The 16175-nt window shown below is 71.6% G+C and carries 17 protein-coding genes; 11 read left to right on the plus strand and 6 right to left on the minus strand.

The window, feature by feature from the left end; genetic code table 11:
* The first annotated feature begins 474 nt into the window (after positions 1-474).
* From ACIOD2_RS28845 to ACIOD2_RS28875, 7 genes are read left to right on the plus strand one after another with little or no spacing between them, the layout of a single operon-like run.
* Complete coding sequence (locus ACIOD2_RS28845; protein WP_400544587.1) at positions 475-1593, plus strand: TIGR03364 family FAD-dependent oxidoreductase; 1119 nt, start codon at positions 475-477, stop codon at positions 1591-1593.
* Positions 1590-2264, plus strand: coding sequence for a phosphonatase-like hydrolase (locus tag ACIOD2_RS28850; RefSeq protein WP_400544590.1), 675 nt, complete (start codon positions 1590-1592; stop codon positions 2262-2264). Before ACIOD2_RS28845 ends, ACIOD2_RS28850 begins: the two co-directional genes overlap by 4 nt.
* Complete coding sequence (locus ACIOD2_RS28855) at positions 2261-3277, plus strand: 2-aminoethylphosphonate ABC transporter substrate-binding protein (protein ID WP_400544593.1); 1017 nt, start codon at positions 2261-2263, stop codon at positions 3275-3277. The genes ACIOD2_RS28850 and ACIOD2_RS28855 overlap by 4 nt, the downstream gene beginning before the upstream one ends.
* Positions 3274-4335, plus strand: a complete 1062-nt coding sequence (locus ACIOD2_RS28860) for an ABC transporter ATP-binding protein (protein ID WP_400544596.1) — start codon at positions 3274-3276, stop codon at positions 4333-4335. Before ACIOD2_RS28855 ends, ACIOD2_RS28860 begins: the two co-directional genes overlap by 4 nt.
* Positions 4332-5186, plus strand: coding sequence for a 2-aminoethylphosphonate ABC transporter permease subunit (locus ACIOD2_RS28865; protein WP_400544599.1), 855 nt, complete (start codon positions 4332-4334; stop codon positions 5184-5186). Before ACIOD2_RS28860 ends, ACIOD2_RS28865 begins: the two co-directional genes overlap by 4 nt.
* Positions 5164-5961: an ABC transporter permease gene (locus ACIOD2_RS28870; protein ID WP_400544602.1), complete on the plus strand. Its 798-nt coding sequence runs from the start codon at positions 5164-5166 to the stop codon at positions 5959-5961. Before ACIOD2_RS28865 ends, ACIOD2_RS28870 begins: the two co-directional genes overlap by 23 nt.
* Positions 5962-6010: 49 nt before the next feature.
* A complete protein-coding gene (locus ACIOD2_RS28875) occupies positions 6011-6529 on the plus strand; it encodes a hypothetical protein (protein ID WP_400544605.1) in 519 nt (172 codons plus the stop codon).
* Positions 6530-6533: 4 nt separating this feature from the next.
* Here the strand turns inward: ACIOD2_RS28875 and ACIOD2_RS28880 are convergent, their stop codons facing one another.
* Positions 6534-6896, minus strand: a complete 363-nt coding sequence (locus tag ACIOD2_RS28880; RefSeq protein WP_400544608.1) for a hypothetical protein — start codon at positions 6894-6896, stop codon at positions 6534-6536.
* Entirely contained in the window at positions 6893-7435 is a 543-nt protein-coding gene (locus tag ACIOD2_RS28885; RefSeq protein ID WP_400544611.1) for a MarR family winged helix-turn-helix transcriptional regulator, read from the minus strand. The genes ACIOD2_RS28880 and ACIOD2_RS28885 overlap by 4 nt, the downstream gene beginning before the upstream one ends.
* An 85-nt stretch (positions 7436-7520) precedes the next feature.
* On the opposite strand from ACIOD2_RS28885, the gene ACIOD2_RS28890 reads away from it, so the two are divergent.
* The 4 genes from ACIOD2_RS28890 (at position 7521) to ACIOD2_RS28905 (ending at position 10760) form a co-directional block, all read left to right on the plus strand.
* Positions 7521-8042 (plus strand): hypothetical protein, encoded by a 522-nt coding sequence (locus tag ACIOD2_RS28890; protein WP_400544614.1) that lies wholly within the window; start codon positions 7521-7523, stop codon positions 8040-8042.
* Between the two features lie 17 nt (positions 8043-8059).
* Positions 8060-8497 carry an SRPBCC family protein gene (locus tag ACIOD2_RS28895; protein WP_323334851.1) on the plus strand — a complete coding sequence of 146 codons (438 nt, stop codon included), beginning with the start codon at positions 8060-8062 and terminating at the stop codon, positions 8495-8497.
* 84 nt (positions 8498-8581) lie between these two features.
* Entirely contained in the window at positions 8582-10006 is a 1425-nt protein-coding gene (locus ACIOD2_RS28900) for an MFS transporter (RefSeq protein WP_400544617.1), read from the plus strand.
* A gap of 85 nt (positions 10007-10091) precedes the next feature.
* The gene (locus ACIOD2_RS28905; RefSeq protein WP_400544620.1) at positions 10092-10760 is read left to right on the plus strand and encodes a hypothetical protein; all 669 of its coding nucleotides are present in this window, start codon (positions 10092-10094) and stop codon (positions 10758-10760) included.
* 67 nt (positions 10761-10827) lie between these two features.
* Here ACIOD2_RS28905 and ACIOD2_RS28910 read toward each other — a convergent pair whose 3' ends face one another.
* The 4 genes from ACIOD2_RS28910 to ACIOD2_RS28925 all read right to left on the minus strand — a co-directional run bounded on the left by ACIOD2_RS28910 (position 10828) and on the right by ACIOD2_RS28925 (position 16157).
* A complete protein-coding gene (locus tag ACIOD2_RS28910; RefSeq protein WP_400544622.1) occupies positions 10828-12486 on the minus strand; it encodes a fumarate hydratase in 1659 nt (552 codons plus the stop codon).
* A 435-nt stretch (positions 12487-12921) separates the two neighbouring features.
* Complete coding sequence (locus tag ACIOD2_RS28915; RefSeq protein ID WP_400544625.1) at positions 12922-13950, minus strand: sigma-70 family RNA polymerase sigma factor; 1029 nt, start codon at positions 13948-13950, stop codon at positions 12922-12924.
* A 285-nt stretch (positions 13951-14235) separates the two neighbouring features.
* Positions 14236-14661, minus strand: coding sequence for a D-aminoacyl-tRNA deacylase (dtd, locus tag ACIOD2_RS28920; RefSeq protein WP_400544628.1), 426 nt, complete (start codon positions 14659-14661; stop codon positions 14236-14238).
* A complete protein-coding gene (locus ACIOD2_RS28925) occupies positions 14658-16157 on the minus strand; it encodes a methyltransferase (protein WP_400544631.1) in 1500 nt (499 codons plus the stop codon). The genes dtd and ACIOD2_RS28925 overlap by 4 nt, the downstream gene beginning before the upstream one ends.
* Between the last annotated feature and the right edge of the window lie 18 nt (positions 16158-16175).

A 16175-nucleotide genomic window follows, 5' to 3' on the forward strand; every position in this document is an offset into this window, starting at 1 on the left:
CCCGTGCGGCCGTGCTCGGGCTGATTCCGCGGCCGCTGTGCGGCATCGCCCCTGGGCTGACCGGCCGCGCTCGGGCTCGCCGTCGTGATGGTGGGGGCGATGGCGATGCACAGCAAGCTCGCGATCGCGGGCCACAAGCCGGCCGAGTGGCGCAACGTCGGGGTCAACGCCGTGATCTTCGCGGTCTGCGTCTTCGTGGCAGCGGGTCGGCTCTGACGGCCACGACGAGGGCATCTGATGTCGCCATGGCGCGGGCTCTTGGCGCTGGTCGATGGAGCTTTCTGGACGCTCAGCGTCCCAAATCCTCCATCGACACCGAGGGACACAGGCCCCTCATGGTGGCCTTCAGAGGCCTTGGATCCGACCTGAAGCTAACGGAACGGTAACTCATCCGGTCCAATATTCGATGGCGCTTCATGCTGCGTTCGCCGTCGGGTCAGCCGCCGTTGGCGCGCGGCCGCGAGCGTGTGCGGCGTGCGAATCCTCATCGTGGGCGGTGGCGTGCTCGGCACGCTGCACGCCTGGCAGGCCGTCGAACGCGGTCACGACGTCGTCCAGCTCGAACGTGAACCCGAGGCCCGGGGTGCCTCCGTGCGCAACTTCGGCCTGGTCTGGGTCGGGGGCCGGGCCACCGGCGCCGAGCTGGACACCGCGCTGCGGGCGCGGACGCTGTGGGAGCGGATCGGCGAGCGCGTCCCGGGCCTCGGCTTCCGGGCCAACGGCTCGCTGACCGTCGTCCGGACCGAGGCCGAACTCGCCGTCGCGGCCGAGGTCGCGGCGGGAGCCGAGGCCGCCGACCGCGGGTTCAAGCTGCTCGACGCCGTCGAAACGAAAAAGCTGAACCCGGCGCTCCGCGGCGACTTCCGAGGGGCGCTGTGGTGCGATCGCGACGCCGCCGTCGAGCCCCGCGTCGCCCAGCCCGCTCTGCGCGCCGAGCTGGCCCGCAGCGGCCGCTACACCTGGCTGCCCGGCCGGGAGGTCCGGCACCTGAGCGCCACCGGCGTCGTCGACGACCGGGGCGAGCGGCACGACGGCGACGTCGTCGTGTTCTGCACCGGCGCCTGGACCGGCGGGCTCGTGCGCGAGCTGGCCGGTGAGCCGCCGGTGCGGAAGGTCCGGCTGCAGATGGCGCAGACCGAGCCGCTGGGCGAAGAACTCTCCACGAGCGTCGCCGACGGTGACAGCTTCCGCTACTACCCGGCCTACCGCGGCGCCGCCCTCGACACACTCGCGGAAACCCAGCCGCAGGGGGACGTCGCCGCGGCCCACCGCATGCAGCTGCTGCTCGTCCAGAGGCTCGACGGCTCGCTGACCATCGGTGACACCCACGAGTACGACACCCCGTTCGCCTTCGACGTCACCGAAGACCCGTACGAGCACCTCGCCGAGGTCGCCGGGGCGCTGCTCGGGCGCCCGCTGCCGCGGATCCGGCGCCGGTGGGCGGGTGTCTACGCGCAGACCACCGACACCGCCCGCATCGTCCACCGGGAGCGCGTCGCGGACAACGCGCTGCTCGTCACCGGACCGGGCGGCCGCGGCATGACCTGCTCACCCGCGATCGCCGAAGACACCGCCGAGGAGCTGAACCTGTGAACACCGAACTGGTCGTCCTGGACATGGCCGGCACGACCGTCGCCGACGACGGCCTCGTCGTCCGGGCCTTCACCGCCGCGATCGGCGCCGTCGGAGTGTCCGAAGAGGATGATCGCTACGAGAGCATGCTGAAGTACGTCGTCGACACCATGGGCCAGTCGAAGATCACCGTCTTCCGGGCCCTGCTCGAGGACGAAACCCTGGCGCAGCAGGCCAACGCCGCGTTCGAAGGCGCGTACGGCGACCTCGTGCGCGGCGGCGCCTGCACGCCGATCGAGGGCGCCGAGGACGTCATCCGTGGCCTGCGGGAGAACGGCGTCAAGGTCGCCTTCACCACCGGCTTCGCCCCGACGACCCAGCTCGCCATCCTCGACGCGCTCGGCTGGCAGGACCTCGCCGACCTCGCGCTCGCCCCCGGCGACGGCGTCCGCGGGCGCCCGTTCCCCGACCTCGTCCTGGCCGCGGCGCTGCGGCTGGAGGTCACCGACGTGCGGCGGATCGCCGTGGTCGGCGACACCGCGTCCGACGTCCTCTGCGGCCTCCGCGCGGGCGCGTCGGTCGTCGCGGGTGTGCTCACCGGCGCGGGCCGCCGCGAAGACCTCCTCGAAGCCACCCACCTGCTCGACTCCGTGCGCGACCTCCCCACTGTGCTTGAAGGAGAAAACCGATGAGAAAGACCCTCGCCGTGCTCGCCGTGGCGCTGACCGGCCTGCTCGCCGCCTGCGGCGGCACCGGCGCCGGCGCGTCCGGCGGCAAGACCGTCACCGTGTACACAGTGGACGGACTCGAGGACTGGTACACCACCCGGTTCGCCGAGTTCAAGCAGCAGACCGGCATCACCGTCGAAGCCGTGACGGCCGGCTCGGGCGAGGTCGCCTCGCGCGTCGAGAAGGAGAAGGCCAACACGAAGGCCGACGTCCTCGTCACGCTGCCGCCGTTCATCCAGCGCGTCGCCGGGCAGGGCCTGCTCCAGGCGTCCGCCCCGGCCGGCGCCGACCAGGTCCCGGCCGCGCAGAAGGACCCGCAGGGCCGCTACTTCGCGATGATGAACAACTACCTCAGCTTCATCCACAACCCGGGCGCCACCCCGAAGACCTGGGACGACCTGCTCGACCCGAAGCTCAAGGGCAAGGTCCAGTACTCCACCCCCGGTGAGGCCGGCGACGGCACCGCGGTGCTGCTGCAGCTGCAGCACGTGCTCGGCGAGCAGGGCGCGCTCGACTACCTCGGCAAGCTGGAGGCGAACAACGCCGGGCCGTCGTCGTCCACCGGCAAGCTGCAGCCGAAGGTGGCCAAGGGCGAGCTGCTGGTGGCCAACGGCGACGTCCAGATGAACCTCGCCGAGATCGCCAAGAGCGGCGGCTTCGACGTCTTCTTCCCGGCCGACGCCCAGGGCAAGCGCTCGACGTTCGCGCTGCCGTACTACGCCGGTCTGGTCACCAACGCGCCGCACGCGGACGAGGGCAAGAAGCTCCTCGACTTCCTGTTCTCGCCCGAGGTCCAGGCGAAGACCTCGGACGCGTTCGGCATCCCGGCCCGCGCCGACGTCACCGCCACCGGCGCCAACGCCGACAAGATCAAGGCCGCGCTGCAGGGTGTCGACGTCTGGAACCCGGACTGGACCGCGGTGCTCGCCAAGCTGGACGCCGACCTGGCCGCGTACAAGAAGGCCGTCGGGCGATGACCCCGGCGGTCGAGTTCCGCGACGTCTCCGTCCACTTCGGACGGACGACGGCGCTGGCCGGGCTCGACCTCGCCGTGGCCCGCGGCGAGACGCTGGCCCTGCTCGGGCCGTCCGGCTCGGGCAAGTCGACGGCGCTCAAGGCGCTGGCCGGGTTCGTGCGGCCCAGCTCCGGGCGGGTGTTCCTGGCCGGGCAGGACGTCACCGACCTGCCGCCGCACCGGCGCGGCCTCGGTGTCGTGGTGCAGAGCTACGCGCTGTTCCCGCACATGCGCGTCGCCGCGAACGTCGCTTTCGGGCTCAACGCGCGGCGGGCCCCGCGCGCCGAGGTGGCGTCGCGGGTCGCCGAGGTCCTCGACCTCGTCGGCATGGGCGCCTACGCCCGGCGGTACCCGCGTGAGCTGTCGGGCGGGCAGCAGCAGCGGGTCGCGCTCGCCCGGGCGCTGGCCATCCGGCCCGACGTGCTGCTGCTGGACGAGCCACTGTCCGCATTGGACGCCGCGCTGCGCGAGGACATGATCGCGGAGCTGCTGCGGCTGCGGGCGGAACTGCCGGACACGACGCTGGTCTACGTCACGCACGACCAGGGTGAGGCGCTCGCGCTGGCCGACCGGATCGCCGTCATGCGCGACTCCCGGCTGGTCGAGACCGGCCCGTGCGAGCAGCTCTACCGCCGCCCCGCGGACGGCTTCACCGCGAGTTTCCTCGGCGCGGCCAACCTCATCCCGGTCGAGGTGATCCGCGACGGGACGCCGTCGACCGTCCGGCTCGGCGGCCGCGAGCTGACCGCCGAGCCGACGGGGGCGCTCACCCCCGGCCAGGCCGTGGCGCTGGGGGTCCGCCCGCACCGGGTGGGCGTCGGCGCGCCGGGCGCAGGCACCCTCCCGGCGCTGGTCCGGGCGGTGCAGTGGCGCGGCACGGGCTACCGCCTGGACCTGGAGCTGGAGGCGACCGGCGGCACGATCCGCGCGGAGGTCGCCGACGTCGGCGGGCTCGCCGTCGGTGCGCCGGTCGGGGTGTCGATCCCGGACGGCTGCCCGCTGGTCGGAGTCGGCTCGTGACCGGGCTCGCGCTCGAAGCCACCGTCGCCCCCGCACCGCGGCGGGCTACGGGACGCCGTGGCCGCGGGCTGTGGCTGCTGCCGCCGCTGGTGGTCGTGGCCGTCTTCTTCGGCTACCCGCTGGTGCTCGTGGCCGGGCAGTCGCTGGCCACGGACTCCGGGATCGGCCTGGGGAAGTGGGCCGAGGTGCTCGGCTCGGCCGAGTTCCAGAACGCGGCCTGGCAGACCGTGCTGCTGGCCCTGGGCGCGACCACCGGCTGCGTACTGCTCGGCACGTTCTTCGCGCTGGTCGTCGCGTTCGTCCGGTTCCCCGGGGCGCAGACGCTGTCACGGCTGGTCGACACCGTGCTCGCGTTCCCGTCGTTCCTCATCGCGCTGGCCTTCACGTTCCTCTACGGCAGCGCGGGCGTGTTCGGCGCCGGCGGGTTCCTGTACTCGCCGTGGGGTGTGCTGCTGGCCGAGATCACCTTCTACACGCCGTTCGTGATGCGGCCGGCGCTCGCGGCGTTCAGCCAGGTCCCGGGCGTGCAGCTGGACGTCGCCGCGGCGCTGGGCGCGAAGCCGGGGCGGGTGCTGTGGCGGGTCGTGCTGCCCGCGGCGCTGCCGTCGCTCGCCTCGGGCGCGTGCCTGACGCTGCTGCTCGCGCTGAACGAGTTCGGCATCGTGCTGTTCCTCGGCGCGAAGGGCGTCACGACGTTGCCGATGCTGGTGTACGGCAAGGGGATCGTCACGTTCGACTTCCCGGCGGCGAGTGTCGTCGCGCTGGTCGACGTCGCGATTTCCCTGCTGCTGTACGGAAGTTACCGGGTACTGGGCGAGAGGGGTCGCGGTGCTGCTGTGGACGCGGCGTAGCAAGGCGCTGCTGTGGCTGGTGTTCGGCGTGCTGTTCGCGGTGGTCGTCGCGGCGCCGCTGGTGATGATCGTGCTCGCGTCGTTCGCCGGGCACTGGACCGGTGTGCTGCCGGGCGGGTTCACCCTCGGGCACTACACCGAGGCGTTGTCGGGGGAGACGTTCGCGAGTCTCTCGGTGAGCATCCAGACCGGCGTGCTCGCGGGCGCGGCGGCCGTGCTGCTCGGCACGTGGGCCGCGCTGGCGGCGGAGACCGCGCCGCGGCGGCTGCGGCGGATCACCGACACGGTGTTCCACCTGCCGATCGCGGTGCCGTCGGTGGTGCTGGGCCTGGCGCTGCTGGTGGCGTTCAGCCGGCCGCCGCTGGCGTTCAACGGCACACGCTGGATCGTGCTGCTCGGGCACCTGCTGATCCTGCTGCCGTTCGCCTACAGCACGGTCTCGGCGGCGCTCGCCCGCGTCGACCCGCAGCTCGCGCAGGCCGCGGCGTCGCTCGGCGCGTCGCCGGTGCGGGTACTGCTGCGGGTGCGCGTCCCGGTGCTGCTGCCGGCGATGACGGCGTCGGCGAGCCTCGCGCTGGCGATGTCGATGGGCGAGCTGGGCGCGACGATGATGCTGTACCCGCCGGACTGGCGCACGCTCCCGGCGAGCATCTTCGCCCTGACCGACCGCGGCCAGGTGTTCCTCGCCTCGGCGGCGACGGTGTTGCTGCTGGTGGTGACGCTGGCCGGGGTCAGCCTGCTGGGGCTGGTCCGGGGACGAGCCGCCCATCGGTGACGTTCCGGGCCTGATGCAACCGGGCGGGCCCGCGCTCCGTCCTGGAGGTATGCGCAACGCGGTGAAACTGCTGGGGACGGGCCTGCTGCTGGTCACGCTGACGGCGTGCGGGGCTTCTTCGACCGGGGCAGGGGCTCCGTCGGCGCCGCCGGCCGGCAGTACCGGGCCGGAGACGCCCACCACGGCAGCGACGGTGCCGGGCACGGTGACGCCGACGTTCGACCCGCCGCCCCCGGGCACGGTCGGCCGCCCGACGCAGGGCATCGCGCCCGGGGACAACGTGATCGCCGAGAGCCAGGTCGACGCGCGCGGGCTGCCGGAGGGCTACCCGCGCACGCTGACCCGCAGCCTCGACGGCAAGCAGGTGATCCTCGGCGCCGAGGAAGGCGGCTGCCGCCGCGTCTCGGCCCGGCTCGGCGACCAGACGGCGGCGCAGGTGGTCGTGCTGATCGCGGTGACGACCGGGACGAAGGGCCAGATGTGCCCGGACTACATCAAGGAGATCAGCATCCCGCTGACCCTGGCCGCGCCCCTCGGCACCCGCACGGTCGTCCTCCGCCAGGGCTAGGACTTCAGCGAGCGGCGGCCGCGGCCATGATCGGGTGCCAGCGGGTGGCGTCGAAGATCAGGGTGATCGCCTCGATCCGGCCGTCCCGCAGGCGGAAGTGCTCGGCCGTGCGTTGTGTCCCCACCGGTGTCGCGGTGTGGACGTCGTAGACGAGCGTGGCCTCCGATTCGCCGTACAGCTCGCTGATCATCTCCACGCCGGAGACCACCTGCAGGAATCCGGGCAGGCCGGCCAGGTGACTGTCGGCGTCGGCGCTGAGCAGGGGGCTCTCGAAGGTGAACGAGGCGGCGAGCTGGGCGGCCGCGGCGGGCACGTCGCCGTCGAACCTCGCCCGGTGGTAGGCCTGAACGGTTTCGCGGGTGGTCATGACTGGTCCTCCAGGTAGCGGGTCAGGTGGTGCTGGTTTTCGACGACACGCAGGCACAAGTGCCGCAGCAGCGCGACTTCGGCCGGGGTGAACCCGCGGAAGACGGCCGCCATGGCCGCCTGGGACGGGCGGCGGAACTGTTCGAGCCACGTCCGCCCGGCCGGGGTGATCCGGGCGAGCACGGAACGCCGGTCCGCCGGGGCGGGCACGCGCACGGCGAGCTCGCCCCGTTCAAGGGTGTCGACCAGGCCGGTCACGTTCCTCGGGCTCACCCCGGCGGACGCGGCCAGGTCCTTGATGCTGATCCCGTCCTCGCTCCCGCCGAGCCGGATCAGGATGTCCAGCGCGCCCGGGCTCAGCCCGCGGCTGTCCGTCCCGTGCGAGCGCAGCCAGTCCAGCCCGCGCGCGGCCGTCCGCAGGGCCGCGGCCGTTTCCAGCGGGCCGATGTCGTCGTCGACGGCGAAGTCGCCGAGGGCGGCCCGGACCCGTGGGTCGAACAGCCGGTCGTCCGGGTCACGCCTGAAATCTTCGTCCTTCATGATGAAGTACTACATTAGTACGTACTTCCATATTTGTCACCGGCCTTCGTGCAACCCCGCGCCGGACCCGTTCCGTCCTGGACGCATGAGGTACTTAGCGAAGGTGGCCGGGACAGGCGCGATCCTCTTGATGGCCACGGCCTGCGCCGGCCAGAACGTGCCCATCAGCCAGCCCGCTTCCGGCGGCGACCCCGGTGCGGTCTCCGGGGCGCCCTCCGGCAGCGTTTCGACGTCGCCGAGCGAGTCGGTGCTGCCGACGTGGCCCTCGGCGAACCCGCCGGGCAAACCCCGGCTCACCGTGCCCGAGGGCAGTACCCCCGTGCCTCCGAACAAGGTCGACGCGGCGGCGCTGCCCGCCAACTACCCGCACGAGGTGTGGACGGCCAACGGCGGCACGATCCTCAACATCCGCGCCCAGGAGGGCGGCTGCGGCCACGCCCTCGGCGAGGCGGCCGAGCAGGCGGGTGACCACGTCGTGGTCAACCTGAGCGAGACGAAGGCGCAGACCGGCCAGATGTGCACGATGGACATCCGGTACCCGGTGATCTCGGTCGCCCTGGCCGCGCCGCTGGACCAGCGCACGGTCATCCTGAAGACGACCAAGTGATCATCTAGGCTCGGGTGATGGGAAGCCGCCAGGTCTCACGCACCGCGATCGTCGCCACGACCCCGGAGAAGATCTTCGGGCTCCTGGCCGATCCGGCCCAGCACCCGCTCATCGACGGATCCGGCACGGTCCGGGCCCCTCAGCCGGGGGGCCCGGACCGGCTCACGCTCGGCGCCAAGTTCGGCATGGACATGAAGATCGGCGCGTCGTACAAGGTCCTCAACACCGTGGTCGAGTACGAAGAGGGCCGCCTGATCGCGTGGCGCCACTTCAACGGCCACCGCTGGCGCTGGCGCCTCGAGCCCCTCGACGGCGGCCGCACCGAGGTCACCGAGACGTTCGACTGGTCGACGGCGAAGTTCCCGCTCGCGATCAGCCTCAGCCCGTTCCCGCGCAAGAACACCCAAGGCATCGAGAAGACCCTGGCCCGCCTGACGGAGCTTTTCCCGGGCTGACGGCGTGGTCCGGGTCACCCGGACCGGGCCGAAATTAGTTGTACAGTGCTTAATATTGCCGCTTGCAACTAGTTTGGGGGCGTAGTGCCTCAGCCGGTCCGGCGGCGGGTGGTCCTGGCCGTCTGCTGCATGAGCCTGTTCATCGTCGGGCTCGACAACACGATCGTGAACCTCGCGCTGCCGTCGATCCGCCGCGAGCTGGGCGCGTCCGTCTCGAGTCTGCAGTGGACGATCGACGCCTACACCCTCGTGCTGGCCAGCCTGCTCATGCTGTCGGGCTCGACGGCGGACCGCATCGGACGGCGCCGGACGTTCCAGACCGGGCTGGCCCTGTTCAGCCTCGGCTCGCTGCTGTGCGGGATCGCGCCGAACATCGGGTCACTCGTCGCGTTCCGCGCGCTGCAGGCGATCGGCGGCTCGATGCTCAACCCGGTCGCGCTGTCCATCGTCACCAACATCTTCACCGAACCCCGCGAACGCGCCCGCGCGATCGGCGTCTGGGCCGGGGTCGTCGGGCTGAGCATGGCCGTCGGGCCGGTGCTCGGCGGCGCGCTCGTCGACTGGGCGGGCTGGCGCTCGATCTTCTGGATCAACGTCCCGGTCGGCGTGGCCGCGATCGTGCTCACGGCGGTGTTCGTCCCCGAGTCGCGGTCCCCGCACCCGCGCCGGCTCGACCCGGTGGGGCAGCTGCTCGTCATCGCCCTGCTGGCGTCGGTCACCTACGGGATCATCGAAGGGCGCGGCGCCGGCTGGGGTTCGCCGGAGATCGTCGGCTGTTTCGTGCTCGCCGCGGTGGCGCTGGCCGTGCTGCTGCCCTACGAACGCCGTCGCCGGGATCCGTTGCTGGACCTGAAGTTCTTCCGCAGCGTGCCGTTCTCCGGCGCGACGCTGACCGCCGTCACGGGGCTCGCGGCGCTGTCGGGGTTCCTGTTCCTCAACTCGCTCTACCTGCAGGACGCCCGCGGGCTGTCCGCGCTCGACGCGGGCCTGCTGACGTTGCCGATGGCGGCGGTGACGGCCGTGTTCGCGCCGCTGTCCGGCCGGCTGGTCGGCGCGCGCGGGCCGCGGCTGCCGCTGCTCGTCGCCGGGGCGGGGATCGCGGCGTCGGGGATCGTGCTCTCCGGGATCAGCCCGGCCACCCCGATTCCCGTGCTGATGCTGGGTTATGTGTGCTTCGGCGCCGGGTTCGGCATGCTCAACGCGCCGATCACGAACGCCGCGGTGTCCGGCATGCCGCGTGAGCGCGCCGGGCTCGCCGCGGCCGTCGCCTCGACCAGCCGCCAGATCGGGATCTCCCTCGGCGTGGCGGTGATCGGCGTGGTCGTCGCCTCGAGCGACGGGCTGCCGCCGGGGACGGGCCGCACCGGCTGGGTGATCATCGCCGGCTGCGGGGTGCTGGTGTTCGTGCTGGGGATCGTCACCACCGGCCGGTGGGCGCTGGCGACCGCCGCGCGCGTCAGTGGTCCGGACCACCTCGAAGACCCCGTGACCTCGGCTTCGGGCACCTAGGCCGAAAAAGTCCTGAATCTCGGTGAACCACCTTCGTTACCGGGCCGTATTCCCGGATGAGGTGGTGATCAGAGAGGAACGGAACATGCCCCGGTTGAGTAGTGGTCGGCACCGCAAGCGAGCGACCATCGGCCTGGCCGCGCTGCTGGGCGTTTCCGGCGTCACCGCGGCGGCGATCGCGCTGAGCAGCCCCGCGAGCAACGCGGCCGAGGCACCCAAGGAGAACTGCGGGGGGCTCGACACCGCGCTGCAGAACAACCTGAACTTCATCGCCGGCCAGCAGGCGAACCCGGACGCGCAGTCGGCCGCGAGGATCGCCAACCGCCAGGCGGTGGTGGACCTGATCCAGCAACGGCGGGTGGTCGCGGAGTGCACCGCGAACGTCGTCGCGAACAACGGCCAGGCGGCGCCGGTCCAGCAGGCGCCCGCCCAGCAGGCCCCGGCGCAACAGGCGCCCGCGCAACAGGCTCCGGCGCAGCAGGACCAGAACGGCGCGGCCGCGACGGGTGACGTCGTGTGCCCCGGCTCGACCGTGACGCTCTCGGGCGAGGCCGGCGCGCCGGCGGCGTCGAGCAACCAGTTCCCCGCGGGGACCAAGCTGAAGGTGACGAACCTCGACAACTCGAAGTCCACCACCGTGACGGTGACGTCGGTGTCGGGCAGCTGCGCGCTGCTCAACAACGCGGCCTTCGAACAGGTTCGGGAACCCGGAAAGTTCCTCATCCGGCGCGCGCGGATCGAGCGCGTCGGCTGAGGGAGCAGGGAAGGAGGGGAGCACTGGCGGCGGGCTGGTGCTCCCTTCCCCTGTCTGACCGCTCTGCTCAGCGGAAGCTGATCTGCAGCACCGGATCGCCGGTGCTCTCGAAGAAGTCGTTGCCCTTGTCGTCGATGACGATGAACGCGGGGAAGTCCTCGACCTCGATCTTCCAGACGGCTTCCATGCCGAGCTCGGCGTACTCGAGGACGTCGACCTTCTTGATGCAGTCCTGCGCCAGCCGCGCGGCCGGGCCGCCGATCGAACCGAGGTAGAAGCCGCCGTGCGCCTCGCACGCGGACGTCACCTGCTTCGAGCGGTTTCCCTTGGCCAGCATGACGAGCGAGCCGCCGGCGGCCTGGAACTGCGCGACGTAGGAGTCCATCCGCCCGGCCGTGGTCGGCCCGAACGAACCGGAAGCGTAGCCCTCCGGCGTCTTCGCCGGGCCCGCGTAGTACACCGGGTGGTTCTTGAGGTACTCCGGCATCTCCTCGCCGGCGTCGAGCCGCTCGGCGATCTTCGCGTGCGCGATGTCGCGGGCGACGACCAGCGGCCCGGTCAGCGAAAGCCGCGTCTTCACCGGCAGCTGCGAGAGCTGCGCGCGGATCTCGGCCATCGGCCGGTTGAGGTCGACGGACACGACGTCGTCCGACAGGTCCTCTTCGGTGACCTCGGGCAGGAACCGGGCCGGGTCGCGCTCGAGCTGCTCGATGAACACGCCGTCCGCGGTGATCTTGGCCTTGGCCTGGCGGTCGGCCGAGCACGAGACGGCGATGCCGACCGGGCACGAGGCGCCGTGGCGGGGGAGCCGGATGACGCGGACGTCGTGGCAGAAGTACTTCCCGCCGAACTGCGCGCCGATGCCGAACTGGCGCGTCATCTCCAGCACCTGCTGCTCGAGGCTCGGGTCGCGGAAGGCGTGGCCCAGCTCGGAGCCCTCCTGCGGCAGGTTGTCGAGGTAGCGCGCGGAAGCGAGCTTCGCGACCTTCAGGTTGAACTCGGCGGACATGCCGCCGACGACGATCGCGAGGTGGTACGGCGGGCACGCCGCGGTGCCGAGGCTGCGCAGCTTCTCGTCGAGGAACCGGGCGAGCCGCTTCGGGTTCAGGACGGCTTTCGTTTCCTGGTACAGGAACGTCTTGTTGGCGCTGCCGCCACCCTTGGCCATGAAGAGGAACTCGTAGGCCGGGTCGTCCTGACCATCCTTGTGGTAAAGCTCGACCTGCGCCGGGAGGTTCGTCCCGGTGTTGCGCTCGTCCCAGAAGTTGACCGGCGCCATCTGCGAGTACCGCAGGTTCAGCTGCTGGTACGCGTCGAAGATGCCCTGCGACAGCGCGCGCTCGTCGTCCCCGCCGGTGAGGACACCCTCGCCGCGCTTGCCGATGACGATCGCGGTGCCGGTGTCCTGGCACATGGGCAGCACGCCGCCGGCCGAGATGGCGGCGTTGCGGAGCAGGTCCATGGCGACAAAGCGGTCGTTGCCGCTCGCCTCGGGGTCGTCGACGATCGCGCGCAGCTGCGTCAGGTGTGACGTGCGCAACAGGTGCTGGATGTCGGTGATGGCCGTGCGCGCGAGGGTGGTCAGCGCCGCGGGGTCGATCTTCAGGAACTTCCGCCCGGCGGCTTCGAACGTCTCGACGCCTTCGTCGGTGACCAGCCGGTATTCGGTGGTGGTGTCCTTGCCCAGCGGGAGGACTTCGGTGTGCTGAAAAGTGGTGGACGGCACTGCCAGGCTCCTTTGCCAGCTCCGGGATCCGTCCACCCTACGCATGCGGGGCGACCACGCCCCAGAGGCATCCGGCCACTGTGTGCCAACCCACCTCGCCGGGTTTGGGTCGGGAGGCCGGGTCCACCCCGACGGACCCGACCTCCCGGGGAAAGCGCCCGGATGCGTGCACATCCAGTCGCGAGGCTTGACGCCGTACCCCACCGGCCTTGACTCGACAGTGTCGTGACGTAGGTCATAAGTCAACGCTGCCGAACGGGTGTTGCCGAGGGTTGCTACCCACGTCTTGTGGCGCCCAAACCCGGGTTTCGTGGCTTATTTTCCGATCATGCCCCTGAACTGCGGGAACGACACCGGAGCCGGGCACGAAAACGGGGCGGGCACGCACCGTGTGCGGACCCGCCCCGTTCGGCGTCGGTTCCCTGTTCGAGTGATCTAGCTGGCGTAGGCGCGGAGCCGGTCCGCGCGCTCGCCCTGGCGGAGCTTCGACATGACCTCGCGCTCGATCTGGCGGACGCGCTCGCGGGAGAGCCCGAAGTGCTTGCCGATCTGGTCGAGCGTGCGGGGCTGGCCGTCGTCCAGGCCGTAGCGCAGCCGGATGACGTGCTGCTCGCGGTCGTCCAGCGTCGCGAGCACGCGGCGCAGGTCGTCCTGGAGCAGGCTCGAGATCACGGCGCTCTCGGCGTCGGTCGCCTCGGAGTCCTCGATGAAGTCACCGAGCGGGGCGTCCTCCTCGGTGCCCACCGGCATGTCCAGGCTTACCGGGTCACGCGAGTGGTCGAGCAGGTCGGAGATCTTGTGCGCCGGGATGCCCGACTCGGCGGCCAGCTCCTCGTGCGTCGCGTCGCGCCCGAGCTGCTGGTGCAGGTCGCGCTTGATGCGGGCCAGCTTGTTGACCTGTTCCACCAGGTGGACGGGCAGCCGGATGGTGCGGCCCTGGTCGGCCATGCCCCGGGTGATGGCCTGCCGGATCCACCACGTGGCGTAGGTCGAGAACTTGAACCCCTTGGAGTAGTCGAACTTCTCCACCGCGCGGATCAGGCCCAGGTTCCCCTCCTGGATCAGGTCCAGCAGCGGCATCCCCCGGCCGGTGTAGCGCTTGGCCAGCGACACGACCAGCCGCAGGTTGGCCTCGAGCAGGTGGTTCTTCGCCACGTGCCCGTCACGGACCAGGGCGGACAGCTCGGTGCGGCGCTTGGAGGTGAGGTTTTCCCCGGTGTCCAGCATGTGCTGGGCGAAAACGCCGGCTTCGATGCGCTTGGCGAGCTCCACCTCGTCGGCGGCGGACAGCAGCGCCGTCTTGCCGATGCCGTTGAGGTAGACGCGCACCAGGTCGGCGGCGGGGCTCGGGGCGTCGAGGTCGCCTTCGGCGAACGCCCCCGCGCTCACCGGCTCCTCGGACATCTGAGCCGGAATACGTTCGCGAATCCCGCGCGACTCGCGTTCGAGAGTCTGGACTGACATTCTGCCTCCCCGGTCACGGGCTGAACGTGCTGCGGTGGGTCACGCCGGGTGCGTACCGGCGGACCGAGGCCTGTGGAACCCGGTACGCCGGTCCGGCCGGCTTGGCTGGACATCTGGTGCAACGCTCCGGGTTCCCGAAACGTTCCCGGCTCGCTGAAAAGGAGACGGCTGCCGAAGCCCTGCGGTTGCTCCACCAATGCTGAGCTTTTGCTGAGAAGGACGAGTGACCGGGAAACCTGAGAAGACCTTGAGAATTCGGTCAGGAAGTGAACCGTCCCGAGTGGTCTAGACCTCTACGAGAACGGTGAACGGACCGTCGTTCACGCTCGAGACCGCCATCATCGCCCCGAAACGCCCCGTTTCGACGTGCGCGCCGCGCTCGCGCAGGCCGGCCACCACGGCGTCCACCAACGGCTCCGCGACTTCCGGCCGGGCGGCCTGCGTCCACGACGGCCGCCGCCCTTTCTTCGTGTCGCCGTAGAGCGTGAACTGGCTCACGACGAGCAACGGCGCATTCACCGTGGCGCATGATTCCTCGTCACGCAGGATGCGCAACTCGTGCAATTTGCGCGCCATCGTCGCGGCCTTCGCCGCGTCGTCGTCCACGTGGATTCCCAGCAGCACAAGCAAACCGGGTTCGGTGATGGCGCCGGTCACCTCGCCATCGACCGTGACGTCGGCCCGGGAGACCCGGGCCGCGACCGCCCTCACCGGCCCGCCGGGACGAGCATCCCGTGCCGGACGAGCTCCCGGACGACGGGCAGTGCGGCGGCCGCCAGTTCGTCCGCTTCGAGCCCCTGAGCAGCCGCTAAGAGCTCGATCAGGTCCTCCAGGGGCAGGGCGCCGCGGCAGCCCGCGAGCAGTCGTGCGGCCAGGTCGTCGACCTCGTGCTGCCAGCCGGGGCCGTCGGTGCGGTGCAGCCGCCGGATCGTTGTCGTCCAGCCTTCGTCGCCGGGTTCCTCGACGCTTTCCAGCAACACCGTGTCGGGCACCACAAAACGGACATCGAGCAACGAACCGGAATTGCGCAGCCATTCGACGCGGTCCAGCCAGCCGGCCGCCTCCGGGCCCAGCGGGTCGTCGTAGGCCTGCCGGAGGTCCTCGCACACCACCGTCGGCGTGCGCCCGGCCGCGCGCCGCAGCGTCACGAAGCCGAAGCCGATGCCCCGGACGTCGTTGGCGGCGAACCAGTCGAGCCACGCCGCCGCCTTCACCCGGCCTTCGGGCGAGCGCGGGTCGATGCCCGCGTCCCGCAGCCAGGTGCCGACGTAGAGCGCCGGGTCGGCGACGTCGCGCTGGACGAACCAGGCGTCGGTCTCGGCGGGCAGCCAGCGGCTCACCCGGTCGGCCCAGTCCTCGTTGCCGGTGTGCAGCCAGGAAGCCAGCAGCTGGCCGACGCCGTCGTCGTTGAGGAACCCGGGCAGCTGCCGGATGACGAGCGCGCTCGCGTCGTCGCCGGCCAGCCCGGAGTCGCGGTAGGTGTAGTCGACGCGCGCCGGCCCGACCACGAACGGCGGGTTGCAGACGACCTGGTCGAACTTCCGCCGCGCGACCGGCGCGAACCACTCGCCGCGCACCAGCTCGACGTCCAGCTCGTTGAGCCGGAACGTCGCCGCGGCCAGCGCGAGGGCCCGCGCGGAGACGTCGGTGGCGGTGACGCGCCGGGCGTGCCGGGTCGCGTGCAGCGCCTGGACGCCGTTGCCGGTGCCCAGGTCGAGCAGGGTGCCGACCGGCCGGCGGGTGGTCGCGCGGATCAGCGACAGCGACGCGTGGCCGACGCCGAGCACGTGGTCCTCGGGCACGGTGGCGCCGAGGACGTCGGCGTCGAGGTCGGACACGACCCACCAGGAGCCTTCTTCGTCACCGTGCGGGCGGACGTCGAGGGCGGCCCGGTAGCCGCCGGCGACGGCGTCCAGCAGGCCCGCGGCGGTCGCGTCTTCGGGCGTCAGCGGCGCGAACGCCGCCTTGACCGCGGTCTCCGGTTCGGTCCCGCCCAGCAGGAAGAGCCGGATCAGCGTGCCCAGCTCACCGGCGTCCCGGCTCGCCCGGTCCGCCGGCTCGGGCTCGCCGCGGCCGAGTGCCGCGTGGGCGGCGCCGCCGAGGGCGGCCACCACGCCGTCGGCGTCGTAGGCGGTGCGCCGGAAGGCCTCGCGCAGCCGCGCGCAGACGTCGTCGTTCAGGTCGGGCAGTACGCTTCGCGTGCTCACGGTGGGTAATGCTGCCAC

Origin of the sequence: Amycolatopsis sp. NPDC088138 (genome assembly GCF_044741685.1) — a bacterium.
In the GTDB taxonomy this organism is placed as follows: Bacteria; Actinomycetota; Actinomycetes; order Mycobacteriales; family Pseudonocardiaceae; genus Amycolatopsis.

What these genes read in the sequence shown, in the direction of transcription:
- ACIOD2_RS28915 (WP_400544625.1), bottom strand. Translation starts at nt 13,950, where the DNA reads ATGTCAGTCCAGACTCTCGAACGCGAGTCGCGCGGGATTCGCGAACGT.
- ACIOD2_RS28905 (WP_400544620.1), top strand. Translation starts at nt 10,092, where the DNA reads ATGCCCCGGTTGAGTAGTGGTCGGCACCGCAAGCGAGCGACCATCGGC.
- ACIOD2_RS28875 (WP_400544605.1), top strand. Translation starts at nt 6,011, where the DNA reads ATGCGCAACGCGGTGAAACTGCTGGGGACGGGCCTGCTGCTGGTCACG.
- ACIOD2_RS28860 (WP_400544596.1), top strand. Translation starts at nt 3,274, where the DNA reads ATGACCCCGGCGGTCGAGTTCCGCGACGTCTCCGTCCACTTCGGACGG.
- ACIOD2_RS28880 (WP_400544608.1), bottom strand. Translation starts at nt 6,896, where the DNA reads ATGACCACCCGCGAAACCGTTCAGGCCTACCACCGGGCGAGGTTCGAC.
- ACIOD2_RS28890 (WP_400544614.1), top strand. Translation starts at nt 7,521, where the DNA reads ATGAGGTACTTAGCGAAGGTGGCCGGGACAGGCGCGATCCTCTTGATG.
- ACIOD2_RS28895 (WP_323334851.1), top strand. Translation starts at nt 8,060, where the DNA reads ATGGGAAGCCGCCAGGTCTCACGCACCGCGATCGTCGCCACGACCCCG.
- ACIOD2_RS28855 (WP_400544593.1), top strand. Translation starts at nt 2,261, where the DNA reads ATGAGAAAGACCCTCGCCGTGCTCGCCGTGGCGCTGACCGGCCTGCTC.
- ACIOD2_RS28885 (WP_400544611.1), bottom strand. Translation starts at nt 7,435, where the DNA reads ATGAAGGACGAAGATTTCAGGCGTGACCCGGACGACCGGCTGTTCGAC.